Annotated in this window: 13 protein-coding genes; 4 read left to right on the forward strand and 9 right to left on the reverse strand. The window is 44.3% G+C overall.

What is annotated here, in order from left to right:
• Nucleotides 1–33 precede the first annotated feature (33 nt).
• From JU57_RS13800 to ciaB, 8 genes are all read right to left on the reverse strand, one after another.
• The gene (locus tag JU57_RS13800) at nucleotides 34–1,695 is read right to left on the reverse strand and encodes an ATP-binding protein (protein ID WP_294877057.1); all 1,662 of its coding nucleotides are present in this window, start codon (nucleotides 1,693–1,695) and stop codon (nucleotides 34–36) included.
• Nucleotides 1,682–2,374: a response regulator transcription factor gene (locus JU57_RS10005; protein ID WP_051906797.1), complete on the reverse strand. Its 693-nt coding sequence runs from the start codon at nucleotides 2,372–2,374 to the stop codon at nucleotides 1,682–1,684. The genes JU57_RS13800 and JU57_RS10005 overlap by 14 nt, the downstream gene beginning before the upstream one ends.
• Before the next feature lie 75 nt (nucleotides 2,375–2,449).
• Nucleotides 2,450–4,219 (reverse strand): GGDEF domain-containing protein, encoded by a 1,770-nt coding sequence (locus JU57_RS10010; RefSeq protein WP_037960438.1) that lies wholly within the window; start codon nucleotides 4,217–4,219, stop codon nucleotides 2,450–2,452.
• A gap of 73 nt (nucleotides 4,220–4,292) precedes the next feature.
• On the reverse strand, nucleotides 4,293–4,892 hold the full coding sequence (locus tag JU57_RS10015; protein ID WP_037960439.1) for a hypothetical protein: 600 nt from the start codon (nucleotides 4,890–4,892) through the stop codon (nucleotides 4,293–4,295).
• A gap of 62 nt (nucleotides 4,893–4,954) precedes the next feature.
• Nucleotides 4,955–5,746, reverse strand: coding sequence for a transporter substrate-binding domain-containing protein (locus JU57_RS10020; protein ID WP_294877059.1), 792 nt, complete (start codon nucleotides 5,744–5,746; stop codon nucleotides 4,955–4,957).
• Nucleotides 5,747–5,847: 101 nt separating this feature from the next.
• A complete protein-coding gene (locus tag JU57_RS10025; protein WP_037960441.1) occupies nucleotides 5,848–6,540 on the reverse strand; it encodes an ABC transporter permease in 693 nt (230 codons plus the stop codon).
• Nucleotides 6,541–6,596: 56 nt separating this feature from the next.
• A complete protein-coding gene (locus JU57_RS10030) occupies nucleotides 6,597–8,042 on the reverse strand; it encodes an acetyl-CoA carboxylase biotin carboxylase subunit (RefSeq protein ID WP_037960443.1) in 1,446 nt (481 codons plus the stop codon).
• Nucleotides 8,043–8,132: 90 nt separating this feature from the next.
• Nucleotides 8,133–9,992, reverse strand: coding sequence for an invasion protein CiaB (gene ciaB, locus JU57_RS10035; protein WP_051906809.1), 1,860 nt, complete (start codon nucleotides 9,990–9,992; stop codon nucleotides 8,133–8,135).
• 147 nt (nucleotides 9,993–10,139) lie between these two features.
• Here ciaB and JU57_RS10040 point away from each other — a divergent pair, with 147 nt between their 5' ends.
• From JU57_RS10040 to JU57_RS10055, 4 genes are all read left to right on the forward strand, one after another.
• The gene (locus tag JU57_RS10040) at nucleotides 10,140–11,267 is read left to right on the forward strand and encodes a hypothetical protein (RefSeq protein WP_037960449.1); all 1,128 of its coding nucleotides are present in this window, start codon (nucleotides 10,140–10,142) and stop codon (nucleotides 11,265–11,267) included.
• Nucleotides 11,268–11,364: 97 nt separating this feature from the next.
• Nucleotides 11,365–12,972, forward strand: coding sequence for an inorganic phosphate transporter (locus JU57_RS10045; RefSeq protein ID WP_037960451.1), 1,608 nt, complete (start codon nucleotides 11,365–11,367; stop codon nucleotides 12,970–12,972).
• A gap of 141 nt (nucleotides 12,973–13,113) precedes the next feature.
• Nucleotides 13,114–14,361 (forward strand): DEAD/DEAH box helicase, encoded by a 1,248-nt coding sequence (locus JU57_RS10050; protein ID WP_037960453.1) that lies wholly within the window; start codon nucleotides 13,114–13,116, stop codon nucleotides 14,359–14,361.
• Between the two features lie 4 nt (nucleotides 14,362–14,365).
• Nucleotides 14,366–14,809, forward strand: a complete 444-nt coding sequence (locus tag JU57_RS10055) for a YaiI/YqxD family protein (RefSeq protein ID WP_037960457.1) — start codon at nucleotides 14,366–14,368, stop codon at nucleotides 14,807–14,809.
• Between the two features lie 17 nt (nucleotides 14,810–14,826).
• Here JU57_RS10055 and JU57_RS10060 read toward each other — a convergent pair whose 3' ends face one another.
• Complete coding sequence (locus JU57_RS10060) at nucleotides 14,827–15,780, reverse strand: hypothetical protein (RefSeq protein WP_037960459.1); 954 nt, start codon at nucleotides 15,778–15,780, stop codon at nucleotides 14,827–14,829.
• Nucleotides 15,781–15,839 lie beyond the last annotated feature (59 nt).

Below are 15,839 nucleotides of genomic sequence, written 5' to 3' on the forward strand. Positions count from 1 at the left end.
AACCATCAGAAGAGAGAAATTAGGGAGAAAATTTTAGAGGATGATCTCAAACACAGCGCCTTTATCGCTGTTGTACGCGCGTAAAATACCATTGGCATTTTTTTCGATGATGGTTTTACTCATGTAAAGTCCAATGCCTGTTCCACTCTTGGCGTGTTTGGTACTCACATAAGGCTCAAAGATTTTTTCGATTGGCTCTAAGGCAATGCCTCCACCATTATCTGCGATGCAAATCAGCGTTTTTTCCTCTTTACATGTAAGCGTGATCCAGATCGTTGGATCGCTGATAGAACGCTCCAAAAGCGTATCTTTAGCATTGCTGATGATGTTTAATATCACTTGAGCAAATTGACTGGGATAACCCACCACTTCACAGCTCTGTTCAAGAGAAAGGATCAGTTTGATGTGATGGTTTTTCAAAGCAGATTCGATCAATTCCAGCGATTTATGAATCGCCTCGCTGACATGGTAACGCTCTTGTTTCGTTTCGCTCGTAAAGAAGTTGCGAAAATCATCAATCGTTTTGGACATGTACGCGATCAACCCTTCTGAGCGTTTAATGCGATCCTCAAAAATCGCCGTCGTGAGTTTTTGCTTCTCCCAAAGGATTTGCAGATTCATCAACGTCGCACCCAGTTCACTCAGCGGTTGACGCCACTGGTGTGCTATGTTGCCGATCATCTCACCCATACTCGCTAGCCTGCTTTGGTGCATCAAAATTTGTTCATTTTCCATGCGCCTTGCGATCTCTTCATTGACACGAAACTCTAAGGTATGATTGAGCTCTTTTAGGTTTGCTTCGCTCTCTTCGAGCCGTAAGATTAAGACATTAAAACCGTAATTTAAAATGATGAGAAGCACCGCCATCATGCTCATCGTTACAAAAAAGGCTTCATACACCGCATCCAAGAGTTTTTGCTGTTGATCGCTGATGTCTTGAAAAAAAAGCAACTGCGCCAAATCATCGCCAAGCAGCCCTTCGAGGCTAATCACATGCGTGATATACGTGCTTTTTTTATTTTGAGAAATTCTACCATCTTGAAGGCTGATGCCGAGCAGTGCTTCATCTGTAGGGACAAACGCTTCGCCTTTAAAGAGAATGTAGCCTTTGAGGTTGGAAAACTCTTCGACTTCATTGAGAAAAAATTCAGGCGCAATCGCAAACTCCAACATCCCGATGCGTTTTTCATGCACGATGACTGGCACCATAATATGATACGCGGCGTAATGCTTGGAGAAGAAAAAGCCAATCTGAGGCTCTTGGGGCACCTCGCCACGCTGCTCAATCTCTTCTGCTTTAGGCTCTTTGCCTAGATACGCCAAAAGTGAGAGCTTTTCATCGTAAAAACGAATTCCTAGCAGGTAAGGATTTTCTTGTTTAAGTACATTCCAGCGAAAGCTTGAAAGTCCTGTGAGTTGTTCTATATTTTTGTACTCTAGGGCTTCTTTAATGCCATACGAATCAAGATTGGCGTAGGCGCGATTGAGGTAAAAAGCACTCGTGCGCTTGAGCGTCATCGCATAAATGCTGTGAATCTGCGTCGCATAATCTTTGCGTGACTTTTCGATGCCATCTCTTACATCCACGTAGCGCATCCAGCTAAAAATAGTCGCCATCGCCAAAAAAAGCATCAACACAAAGATCATCGTTTTGGTCTTCGTGGAAGGGGTAGAGAGGGCTTTAATGTACGACAAGTTTGTATCCGATGCCAAAGACATTTTCGATGCTCTCTTTGGTTAGTTTTTTACGAAGCTCTTTTACAAGCGCTTTCAGCGCCTCTTTGCTGCCGCCATCTCCTGCCCAAATCGCCTCTTCGAGCGCGTCAAACGAGATCACACGATTTTTTTGGCGTAGCAGATACTCAAATAAAAGACGCTCTTTTTTGGTAAGCACAAACGACACTCCCTCATTCATCAGCGTTCCATGTTCTGGGTCGTAAAAAAGGCCACTCCCTGCTTTGATCAAACCGCCCTCGCCCCATTCATACATCCACAGGGCACAGGTTTTTAAGGCATCTAAAAAGCTCTCTTTGGAAAAAGGTTTGAGCAGGTATTTGCAAATATTAAGCTCAATGGATTGTTGAAAATACGTGGGTTCCGCATGGGCACTCATAATGATCACAGGAACGCGTTTATGCGATTGGCGAATCTCTTTGAGCAGGGTAAGCCCATCGCATTTTGGCATGCAAATATCCAAAAGCAAGATGTCAGGCTTGTGCTCAAAAAAGAGTTCCAACGCCTCTTCGCCATCGCCTGCTTCGATCACTTTACCAAAAAAAAGCTCTAAGGTTTGCGTCACACTTTGACGCAAACTCGCTTCATCTTCAGCGTATAAAATGGATAAGCGCTCAAAGAGAGCAAGAAGATTGTGCATCGTCGTCCTTATGAAAAAAGACTATTCTAACGCACCTAAAATGAATTGTCAAATGGCTTTACATGTAAAAGCTTTTTAGTGCTTAATCACCCCTAAATCCACGCACGCAATATGCGTCGGTGAAGCTTTGGAACTCTTTTTTAAGACGCCAAAGATTTCGTTGAGTTCGTTATCGTCTAGATCGTATTGATAGCCAAATCCGTGACAAATGACTGCTGCGCTAACGGTCATCAAAGGGAAAGGCTGAATGATGCCATCACGATTTTTTGCCATGATGTAGCCCGAACAGAGTCCTTGCTCGCAGTAAAAACTCTTGATGTCTTCGGCAAATTTGCTCACAATTTCTAAAACGATGCTATACACTTTCTCAAAACTGTCTTCATCTTTAAGACTCCAGCCAAGAAAGAAATCATCTCCCCCAACGTGTCCAACCAAACACTCATCAAAGCCAACGGAACTTCGCAGAATGTCGGCAAAAAGCGTAATGGCACGGTCTCCTTTGCGAAAGCCGTAGTAATCGTTAAAGGGCTTAAAGTTGTCAAAGTCGAAGTACGCCATCATCACTTTCTCTTTGCCATCCACCGCATTGGCAACAAATTCGTTAATGATGCGGTTACCGGAGAGTCCTGTAAGTGGATTTTGATCTTTGGCATCGACAATATTTTTCTCATTAACAATGTCCAAGAGCACTTTGGAACTCAAAAAGCCCACGTATTTTTCATTTTCCGTGATCAAAATCGCGTCATTGTCATCATCAAACGCGTAAATTTTGAGAATCTTTTCAATCGGATCGTTGATGTCCGCCCTTCCACAATGCGAAATGATCTTTTTAAGGCTGCCTTGCGTCATATTGTACAGCAATGCTTTGCCATAATTGGAGTAGATGTAGGCTTTAATATCGGTATCTTTGATAATGCCAAGCGGTGTAAAATCACGCGCAAGTACTGGCACAAAATGGATATTTTTATCGCTTTTAAGCACATCATACACCTCGTTAATGTGCGAATCAATAAAAACCGTGTGGCTTTTTTGCAGGTATTTATCAATATTGGCGATCTTGCCACTTTTACGTTTGTCATTTTGAGAAACCATCTTGAGATGTTCGTACGAAGGAGCGATTTCAAGGACATCAAGTGTGGGTCGTTGCACAAAATAGCCTTGCACCATATTACACCCAAGCTTCTTACACTCGATGTACTCCTCTTCGCATTCCACACCTTCTGCAATCGTGAAAATACCCATCGCTTGGGCGATTTGAACGATGGAGCTGACGAAAAGTTTCTTCTTTTTACTGAGGTGAATTTCACTGATAAAAAAACGGTCAATTTTGATGAAGTTCGGATCGGCATTAAAGAGCATCTGAAGCCCTGAAAAACCGACACCAAAGTCGTCAATCGCCATCTTATAGCCTTGCTGTTTGTAGAGGTTGAGCACGAGTTTATCGACACCTGCGTACATTCCCACTTGGTGTTTTTCGGAGAGTTCAAAGCAGATATTGGACGTGTCCATCTCGTAGGTGGAGAGCAGTTCGCACGTGTAACCCGATTTAAAATCAGGCATCATCGTGATGCGGTTATCCAAATTGTAAAAAAGTTTAACGTGTTTGGAAAACGGTAGCAAAGAAAATTTGTGAATCGCTTTTTCGCGCAATTTCACATCAATCATGTAGAGTGTTTTCTCACTGTAAGCCGTGTCAAAAATACAGTCAATCGTCGTAAATCCAGCAGGTTCGTAATTGCGTATCAGCGCTTCAACGGCGTAGAGTTTGCCCGTGTAAATATTGACAATGGGCTGAAAAGCAAAATCCGCCACTTCGACCAATGTTTGCCATTTGTCATTGAACATCGTGTATGATTCCTCTGTGTTGATGGGCAAATCATACACCAAAGCGATTACTAAAACATTACATGTAAAAGCGCTAGTCGCAGTTTTCCACGCAAATTTTATGCGGTATCACTTGTCCGCCACACCCGACAAAACAGTTGTCATAACTCTGTTCACACCCACAATTGGTCGTGCAAAAACTCTGCTGATTGACTAAGATTTGCTCAAAGGTTGGACGTGTAGGCACCCAAGGTTCACGGGGACGCTCATGGTTAAGGCGGTTCATATAGCGACGTAATTCATCGCGTCGTTTACACGCATTGGGGTCTTTATTTTGTTCACACTCTTTTTGAAAATGGCTCAAATCGCGACTGTAATCGTAATAATCCCTCTGCCAACGCCGAAACTCCATCTCAAAACGCATCGCGTCCATTTGGTATCGACTGTATGCCATCTCGTATGCTCGCTGCTCATCCATCTCAACGGCTTTGGCTTTGCCATACGCGTCATCAAGGCAGTATTGGTAATTGCGTTGGCACTGATCTTGACACCCTTGGCGAATCAGCGAACAGTTATTGAGGCAGGGTTGAGAGAGCGATGAAGCAGGAGGGATGTACTGATTTTTAATGACATAACGAGGGCCACACCCTGCGAAAAACAGCATAATACAGACCCAAAGTAACCAACGATACATACCCACCTCTTTCGAATAGTTTCGCGTATTATAGGGTAAAATCGTGAAGTTTGGGTGAAATTTTAAGGCTGAAGCACGGCACCTTTAAGGTAGCGGGAGACAATACGCTCATACAGGCTTGAACCCTTGCCATCAGGCTCTTTAAGGCGGTTTAGCTGCGCTTGCATAATGTTTATCTGCTCTTTAGGAATCTCTTTGCCCACACAAATATAATAATCGGTGTTTAAAATCACATGCGCCAAGCGGTACTGCGCAACGTCTTGATTTTCACTGATCAGATGGTACACAAAAGGCACATCAGTGTAGACAAGCGCGTCAACTCTGCCGTACTCCAACATTTTATAACCTTGAATCGGTGTTGAAACGCGGGTGATGTTCAGACCATGCTTTTCGCCAATCTCTTGAAAAAGCAATTTTTCAGACGACGTCTCTTTAATCGTCGCAATGCGCAGTGGACGCAAAATGTCTAACGTCGTCTTTCCCTTGGGCAGATCCGTTCCGCGTTTGGTAATGACCGCGAGTTTCACCGTCGCCACAGGGCCTAACCAGTAAAAATGGGGCTCTCGCTCTTTGAGTTTTACGGCTGTGACCAAGTAAGATTTAGGATGTTTGAGGGCTTCATCGTACATTTTATTCCACGCATCAAATTCAATCTCTTCTTGGGAAAATTGGGGTCGTAAAGAGACAAGGCTCGCTTCCAAAAGATCGATGCTTAAGCCTTTAATAGCCCCTTTATCACGAAAACTAAACGGAGGATTGGGGACGGCGTAGAGTGAAATGTCGCTACCAACCAGAGAGGTCATTCCGAAAATAACGGCTAGTATTCCATACACAAAATGAGATCGAAACTGCATGATAGACCTTTAGTCAATTCATTTGAGAGGCATTAAAAGTGTAACACATACCGCCTTACGCGAAACCAAAAGTGTGACAAAAGTGACGAAGAAATTTAACGTCACCTTGGTGTGCGCGTTTGGTAAAGCAGGTACAAAATCGTGCTGATCGCGCCGCTGCTCAAAATCATCGCCATCACGACAATTTGATAACGCACCGCAATGAGAGGATCGACACCGGAAAGAATTTGCCCCGTCATCATACCTGGTAGTGAAACAAAGCCCACGGCTAAAAACGCGTTAATCTGAGGAATCATCGAAGCTTTAAACGCGATGGCGCGCGCTTTTTCCATGCTGTGATGCTCACGCTCTTTGTCATAACGCTCCGCACACAACGAGATTGCATTCATCGCATTGGCATAGATCATACCTGCTAGAGGAATGACATAGCGCGGATCAAGAGAATTTTCAAGCTCCAAAACACCCCATAAGACAAGGGCAAGACTCAGTGTGCCACCCACGGTGATGCTCCCCAAAATCACCAGATAACTTTGAAACGTTTGAACGCGAATATTGCGTCTTGCAATCAGTGAAGCCACCGCGATCATCACGGCAATCAAAAGGGCTAAAAGCCACAGTGAGTTGGTGCTAAAAAGTGAGGTGAGTACGTAACCAATGAGGATGAGCTGAACACTCATGCGAAGCGTTGCAACGGCTATCTCTGTTTTTTCTCCGACCCAACGGGCATAGAAAAACGCAACCAACACAAGCGGTGGAAGGAGGTACAGCAGGTGAAACAGCGAGATCGTTTGCATGGATGAAGCCTTACATGTAAAGCGGTACGCCGAGCATACCGCTTTCAAAGATGATCTTACAAGCCTTGATTTTTAAGTGCCGCCACAATCGCCGCGATGTGCTCATGTTTGATCTCATCTTCTTCGATGTCAAGAATCGCATCGAGGGTAAAGGTTGGCAATTTTTGATCCAAATAGGTCGTGGTAAAGAGACCATTTTTAAAATCTTCATCCCGCACGATTTGACGATGCAGGGGAATATTCGTCGGAATGCCAGAGATGATAAACTCATCGAGTGCGCGTCTAGCTTTGCGCACCACGCCATCCCAGTCAATGCCCACAACGATCATTTTACCGATCATGGAATCATAATTCGTTGGCACCACATAATCTTTAAAGCCAATGGCATCAAGTCTCACACCAGGACCGCCGGGAGAGAGGTAGGTTGTAATGCGACCCGAAGAGGGAATAAAACCATTTTTAGGATCTTCCGCGTTGATACGACACTCAATCGCGTAGCCTCGAAATTTAATGTCTTCTTGCATCGTAGGAAGCGGTTCGCCCTCCGCAATGCGGATCATACTTTGAACGATGTCGATGCCTGTAATCGCTTCCGTGATCGTATGCTCCACTTGCACCCTCGTGTTCATCTCGATAAAGAAGAAATTATCGTCCTCATCGACCAAATACTCCACCGTTCCCACGCTCTCATAGCCTAGTTTAAACATCGCTTTTTTAGACGCGCGAAGCAGTTCATTGCGCACTTTTGGGTTAAGCCTAGGACTCGGAGCGATCTCCACCACTTTTTGATGGCGACGTTGGATCGAACAGTCGCGTTCGCCTAAGTGAATTACATTGCCAAATTTGTCCGCCATGACTTGGACTTCAATGTGGCGAGGATTTTGCACGTATTTTTCAATAAACGCATCGCCTCTGCCAAAAAAGCGCTCTGCCTCTTTGGTGGCAGCTTCAAACATCGCAATAAACTCTTCCTCTTTTTTGACAATACGCATCCCTTTTCCACCACCGCCAAAAGCGGCTTTGATGATCACAGGAAAACCAATCTCACGTGCCACACGAATCGCCGCATCCATCTCAAGAATGGGCTGATCGGTACCGCCAAGCACGGGAACACCGACGGCTTTCATGGCAATTTTTGATGCCATTTTGTCACCAAAAAGGGCGATATGATCCGGCTTTGGACCAATGAAAGCAATGTCATGATCGATACAATACTGCGCAAAATCAGCATTCTCAGATAAAAAGCCGTATCCTGGATGAATCGCGTCTGCCCCAACCTCGATGGCAAGTGCTACGATCTTTTTATAATCCAGATACACCTGAATAGGATCGCCCTTGAGCAGATAACTCTCATCTGCTTTACGAACCCAAACACCATTCGCATCAATCGTTGAAAAGACACACACACTCTTAATCTCCAACTCTTTACATGCTCTAATGATTCTAAGCGCGATCTCTCCGCGATTGGCGATCAATACCTTTGTGATTTTTCGTGCGTCCACGTCTCTTCTCCCACTCAAAATGAAGCACAAATTATAGCACTTAAATATTAAAGTAATCTCCGTCTTTAAGACATAATTTTGACATAATTTTTACAGCCACTCTTCGCGATGCACACTCTCATCAATGTCACGTCCCATACGTTGGTGCAACGCCCAATAATAGTCCACAAACTTCTGAATCCCTTCATCATTGGGTCTGTAAACGCCACCTTCTTTACATGTAAAACGCTCCAAAAAGAGTTTTGCATCCCGTTTTGCGAGGTAATGCTGCAACAATTCCGTATAGGTTTGAAGGTACCACGCTTTGAGTCGTTCATACGTTTCAACACGAAGATCGATCGTTAAGGTTTCATCAAACGCCAAGACGCCACTGTGAAAGAGTCCGCTCAGATGGATCAACCCTTCACAATAATAGGGCTCCACTTCGCCCGTTTTCATCCACGCGATAAGCCCAACCGAGCGCTTGATGACATCGCGTAACAGCGCCATTTTAAGCGTTTCATCTTCCTTCATAAAAAACGCAACCAAGCCACCCGTAGTCGCTTTAAACTCCTCGATGTTTTTAAACACGCCACTTTGATTCATCCGCGTTTCGGTGTCGTGGTCCATCCATAAAATATGCCCAAACTCATGCCCGATGGTGCTCACTTCATAGACTTGATGCCATAACGACGCTTGATGAAAGATGATCTCACGTTCCGCGTCCATAAACGCTTTGCCAAAAACCTGCTGGTTGATTTTTAAAAAGGGTTTCGCACGCAGAGAATCCAAGATATTATCCGAAAAAGCAAAGATCTTTTTGCCGAGTTCTTGGCTGACCGTTTCGTCATTGGGAACCACTTGCGCGGAGAAAAGCCCGTTAAATTCCGCGGCGTAAAACAGCGCAGGACGCCCGATGTAGAGCTGAACACGCTTGAGATTTGAGAGGACATTCTCTTTTACATGTAAAGCATTGTCACCGTTTTGATCAAACAATGTGGTAAACATATTTAAAATGCGATCAAACGTGCCATACGCCGCTTTGTTTTCAGGGCTAGAGACTCTGACATCCCACTCCAAGGCGACCGCTTTTTTGTAGTGATCTTCGTAGTATTCCAAAGGATGCCCGATCTGAATCGGCGTGGTGATTTTCATCCATCTGCGATCCACTTCCGCCCATTTGGCGATCAGTTCACTGCGCTCCTCTTCCCCAAACGCCTCATCAAGCGCTCTAAAATAGTCAATGTAAAACGTTTTGTGATCCCAATCAGGATCGTCCATCTCGCACAGATCGTCGCACAAACCCTGCAACGCACTTCTAACCTGCTGAACCTCTTTTGCAAACGCTGTTGCATAGGCTTTGGCGACGTAACCGCCCTCCACTTTTTCAAGCACCGAATAGGAACGATCACCCTCTTCCCCATTGGGAGCAGAATCGAGTAAGCCGTTTACATGTAACATCTGTGCGATTGCTTCTTGATCGTTGTTATATTCGAGTTCCAAAAGAGGGTTGATCGTGTTGATGATGTGCTCATTCCACGAAGATTGCCAACTGCTTAAAGCCAGACCGACCTCATGAACCCCACGCAAGATGCGTCGGTAAAACGGTGAAAAAAGCCACTCTTTATCCACAAGTGCTAAAAGCTCGCCGTGTGATTTGATGTAAAATTCACTCGCCCAAAGATAGGCTTTTTCTTTCGCTTGAGTGATGAAAACCTCATCTTTTCCCTCTTTTTCCAACGCTTGCACGAGCTGTTCATCCCGAAGGTTGATCAGTCGCGTGAGTGCTGCAACCCTGTTTTCACGAATCAACGAAAGCTCAACGCTCTGTAAAAAGGTGTCGATAAATGCTTCGATACGTTTATCATATGTCTGTGACTCCACAATACTAAAGTAATTCCCAAGCTCCCTTTGGCGCTCACCTAAAAGATCGTAAAATCGTTTTAAATCATTTTCAAATTTCTGGCTCATCATTCTTCTCACATTTGTTTGTCAATTTCAGTATAATCTTAACGCCTTTTTCATCTATACAAGGTTAAGAAAAAGAGCTGTCCAACAAAATTCTCAACGATTGCCGATTTAGCTCATTGATCCTAGATCATTAAACCAGGAGTTGCTATGACCAGCCGCTACGAATCCATCAACACTTATTTGAATCGAGGCATTATCGAGGCGAATATCGCCTATGCCAAAATGCACCAAAGCTCTTTTTCGATTGTAAAGTTTGGGTTTGAAGTTGACTTGGAAGATGGCTTTTTCTTTAAAGATCTCATCGCGTTTATTCACACAGAACTTGGCTTTCACACGCTATTACAGCAAGGTGTGAACACTTTTTTGATCGTTTTGCGCGAGATTAAAATTCACCATGCCAAAAAAGTGCTCAAAAAACTAGAACACTCCATCAAACAAAATTTTAAAATAGAGATCAAACACATAGGGCTCACTCTTTTTGATGCGACCGATAGCTACAAATCGCTCTTAGACCGCTTGGATAAATACTACGTCATGTCACGCCTCTCAAGCCGTAAAAAGATCTTTTATGGCACTTTGGATTTTGACTTTTACGAGACCCAAAATAAAAATGATGTCTTAGCCTCCATCTTACGCAAAGAAAATACCGTCACCTTGCACAATCTTTACAACGGCATTCCCATCAAAGAGATCACAACGATTGCTAAGTTTGATGAGGGTATCGCGCAGATCAAGGTCATGACACCCAAAATTTTCTACTACACGAAAGAGAGTTTTACCTTTATTCAACACGACAAAATCCCAAGCATCATCAAAGCCAAAATCATCAAAGTTGATCCAGCTAAAACCTTGGTCGTGCTTGCCAATTTGGAGTTTTTAGATGCTTCCCCACTGGATCGAAGTTACATCAGGGTTCAACCTCAAAAACCCATCAATGCAACCCTCTTGATCAATAAAATTAAATTCATTGATGGCATGCTTGAGACGATCTCAGAGAGCTCTGTGGTTTTACATGTAAAGCTTGAGAATATTGAAAAAATCATTCACCAAGATTTTGTGGAAAAAGAGTTTGATATCACCTTTCATATCCCCAGTGAAAAAGGCTTTTTAACGATGGTTTCCGCCAAAGCGACCATTTTTAGCATTATTAACGAAACCATTGTGGTCAATCTTCAAACAAATACGTTTATGAAATCCAAACTAAAAGAGTACGTCTCCATGCGTCAAAATGCCCTTTTGGTGGACTTAAGGCAACAACTTAAACACATGAGCTAGCCAAACGTTCAGCATCTTTAGTAGATTTAAAGTGAACTTATACTACATTTCCCGCTTACACTAAAATCATTACAGATTGATTACAAAAAGGAAATGTATGGAGTTAAAATCCATCAAAGATGTTCAAAAAGCTGAGGGATTCGGGCTCAATGACCTCATCAAACTTATCGGTGCTATCACGTTTATTCTCCTTGTTATCTGGTATGTTTCCACTCTCTCCAATGACCTCCCCAACAAAAATATTCTGATCATCACCGCTATTTTTGGTGGATACATGGCGATCAACATTGGAGCCAATGATGTTGCCAACAACGTAGGGCCAGCCGTTGGGGCGCAAGCCATCACCATTTTTGGCGCGGTCATCATCGCGGCGATTTTTGAAGCAGCAGGCTCACTTATCGCAGGGGGTGACGTTGTGGGCACCATCAAAAATGGCATCATTGACCCTAAAATGATTCACGATACCAACACCTTTATTTGGCTGATGATGGCGGCGTTACTCGCAGGGGCTATTTGGCTGAACCTTGCTACTGCTTTTGGCGCACCCGTTTCCACCACGCACGCGATTGTGGGAGGTGTAGCAGGTGCTGGTATTGCCGCAGCGGGATTTGATGTTGTGAACTGGTCTAAAATGGGTGAAATTGTCTTTAGTTGGGTGCTCTCACCCTTTCTGGGTGGCATTGTGGCGGCAGGATTTCTCTATTTTATCAAACAAACGGTTATCTACCAAGACAATATGCAAGAAGCAGCACGCAAAGTGGTGCCATGGATGATCGCCATTATGACCTGGTCTTTTGGTACCTACATCATCCTCAAAGGGGTTCAGCAGATTGTTAAAGTAAACTTTCTTACGGCTTCAGCCATCAGTTTTATTTTAGCGATCATCACCTTTTTTCTTGTCAAATCCTCCATCGCACGCAAAGAAGAGATGCCCAATACCCGAGACTCCATCAACAGTTATTTCAATATTCCCCTTATCTTCTCCGCAGCCCTCTTAAGTTTTGCCCATGGCGCTAACGATGTCGCCAATGCCATTGGACCTTTAGCCGGTATTTACGATGCGTTGACAACTGGAAGTATCTCCTCGACCGCAGGGATTCCGATTTGGGTGATGCTCCTTGGAGCTTCTGGTATTATCGTGGGACTTGGATTGTATGGACCACGTCTTATTAAAACCGTTGGCAGCGAGATCACGGAACTGGATCAAATTCGCGCGTTTTGTGTCGCGATGTCAGCAGCACTCACGGTCATCATCGCTTCGCAAATGGGGTTACCTGTCAGCTCAACCCACATTGCCGTAGGCGCTGTCTTTGGCGTGGGGTTTTTACGTGAATATTTGATGAAAGATCCCATTAAACTGACCGAAGAGGATCTGAAGCAACACAAACTGGATGATGAGATGCAAAAGCTTGAAGAGTACAAACACTCACTTGAATCGCTTGGCAAACTCAAAAAAGTAGATCCTATCTTAGTCAAAACACTCATGAGTAAAATTAATGAAGAAAAGGCTATCATTAGCCATATTTATGAAGGTGAATTAGAACTGAGTAAAGTTGAGAAAAAAGCCATTAAAGCCGTTCGTAAACATGAACTGGTCAAACGCTCTGCACTTAAAATGATCCTTGCGGCATGGCTCATTACGGTTCCTGCTTCTGCTCTTTTAGCCACTATATTTTACTTTATGATTCGAGGAATGCTGCTGTAGTTTTTGAAGGCTTCGTACGTTAGGTACGAACTCTTCTCTCTATTTTATCCCTAGTCTTTACTAGGCAATGTTTACATGTAAAACTCTGTTAAGATCACCTCCTGTGACACAATGAACAACCCAAAAGGAAACCCAAAATCAATGTTATTTTCAGATTTAAAACTTAATGCCTCTCTTCTCAAAGCGATTCACGATGAAGGCTATACGACCCCAACACCCGTGCAAGAAAAAGCGATTCCCTCCATATTAGAGGGTCGCGACATGCTTGCAGGTGCGCAAACGGGTACGGGAAAAACCGCTGGTTTTACCCTGCCCATTTTAGAACTTCTCTCCCAAAAACCCCATAACAAAGCCAGACCCATTTTGCGTGTGCTCATCTTAACACCCACGAGAGAACTTGCCGCGCAAGTGCAAGAGAGTGTCAAAGCGTATGGCAAATACCTTCCGTATAAAAGTGCGGTCATCTTTGGAGGGGTGAGCATTAACCCTCAAATTCAGATGTTGCGTTCTGGCATCGACATTTTGGTTGCAACCCCTGGGCGTTTACTCGACCACGTTTCCCAAGGTACGATTGATCTGAAGCACGTTGAAACCTTAGTCCTCGATGAAGCCGATCGTATGCTCGATATGGGCTTTATCAAAGATATTCGCCGTGTGATTTCGTTACTTCCAACCAAGCGTCAAAATCTCCTTTTTTCAGCAACCTACTCCGATGAGATCAAAAAACTCTGCCAATCGATCTTGAAAAATCCGGTCATCGTCGAAGTAGCGCGTCGCAATACATCGAGTGAACTCGTGAACCAACGTGTGATTATGGTCGATTGCAAGCGTAAAACTGCCCTGCTTGCCAAGCTGATTCAGGAGAATAAATGGGAGCAGCTTTTGGTTTTTACGAGAACCAAACACCATGCAAACAAAGTCTCTGAATACCTTGCGAAGATCAACATCAGCTCTGCGGCAATTCATGGCAATAAAAGCCAAGGTGCTCGTACCAAAGCGCTCGCTGATTTTAAAAATGGCTCGGTCAAAGTGCTCGTCGCAACCGACATCGCCGCACGTGGGCTCGACATCGACCAACTCCCACACGTCATCAATCTTGAACTGCCTAACATTGCGGAAGATTACGTTCACCGCATCGGACGAACCGGACGTGCGGGCAACAATGGCGAAGCGATTTCCCTCGTGTGTGTCGATGAGCATGAGTACCTTGCAGGCATTGAAAAACTGATCAACCGTAAGTTTAAACGTGAAATCATCGAAGGATTTGAGCCCAATCCTGACATTAAAGCAGAACCGATTCAACAAGGGCGTGGCTCAAAACCCCAAGGTCAACCGCGTCGCAGGGAGAATGCCCCTCGTGAATACGTCGAGAAAAGAAGAAACAGGTAAGCCAATGATCTACGTTGACGCCGATGCTTTTCCCAACGCGCTTAAAGAGATTTTGCTTCGTGCAGTCTTTAAGCGTAACATTACCACCCATTTTGTGGCAAATAAAAAAATACCCTTGCAAAATTCGCCGCTACTTTCAATGATCATCGTCTCCCAAGGTGCCGATGAAGCCGATCACTACATCGTCGAACACGCAGAGGAAGGCGACTTGGTGATCACCGCAGACATTCCCCTAGCCGACAGACTGGTGAGCAAAGGGGTGATTGCGCTTGATCCACGCGGCACGATTTACGATGAAAGCAACATCAAAAGCTTACTTGCGATGCGCAATTTAATGCAAGAACTCCGCGATGCAGGTGAAATCACCGGTGGTCCTAGTGCGATTGGTGAAAAACAAAAGCGAGCCTTCGCCGATGCGCTCAATGCGCTCTTGCAAAAGCGACAATAGATTTACATGTAAAACGTTTAAGTGCCTTTGCGTTTGAAAAAGAGCAGTGTGATCATCCCAGCACAAAAGCTGACGATACAGAAGATGAACAGCGAAAATTTTGAAACCCAAGAGGCGTCCATCAGCTCATTCATCCCCTCTTTGGTTTGCGTCTTTTCTATGAGGCTGCTCAAGGTCTGCGCATTTTCATTCATTCGAGGAAGCAGCTCATCAAAGGTTGTGCTCAAGATGGCTTTTTTTGCCTGTGAATTGCGTGCGATCTGCTCGAACCCTTGGGCGTAGAGAGCAAATGCCTCTTTAAAGAGTTTGATGCGTTTGAGGCTCTCTTTATTGTCCACAACCACTTCAATTTTGTTAGCATGTTTTTCGATCTCATCTTTAAGCTCTTTGATGCGAATGAGGAAAAAGTCGTTGTTGTTGAGCATAAAAGAGGTCACAGAAATTTTATACTTTAAAAGAGCGTCCAGCAAGTATGCTGCGCTGTTGCCGCTCATCGGGTCATTGTCCATAAACGATTGAAACAGAATTTTGTTGGGGTGCTCTTCTAAAAGGGTGTTGTATTTTGCAAACACTGAGCCTTCAATATTCGCATTCTCCTTCTCTAGTGGTACGATCCTTTTAAACGATTGCTCGTACGTTTTCAGATCACTGATCAAAGCGCTTACGCCTTTTTGCATCGCACTGCTTTGACGCACTAAAGGCTCTTGGCTAAGCTTGGTTAAGCTCTCAGCCAATTTCGCAGCTTCCGCATCAAAATCACGCAGGTATTTATCATCTTGCACCATCAAATACTCTTTGATGTCCAACTTCAGACGCATAATGCTAGGATTGATGGCATGGATGTTCGCTTCACTTTGATACAGTGCAGGGGCTGAAATGCCTTGGCTTGGAAGCAAAAACTGAACGATGACACTGCTCGCGAGAAGAAAGCTGAGCAAGAGAAGTAGTTGCAGGGGAGAAAAACGATTCACAGGTATTCCTTCATGAGAGTTCTTCCAAAACTCTTTACACATCTTTAAAGCAAAGCTCT

It is taken from the genome of Sulfurospirillum sp. SCADC, assembly GCF_000743525.1.
In the GTDB taxonomy this organism is placed as follows: Bacteria; Campylobacterota; Campylobacteria; order Campylobacterales; family Sulfurospirillaceae; genus Sulfurospirillum.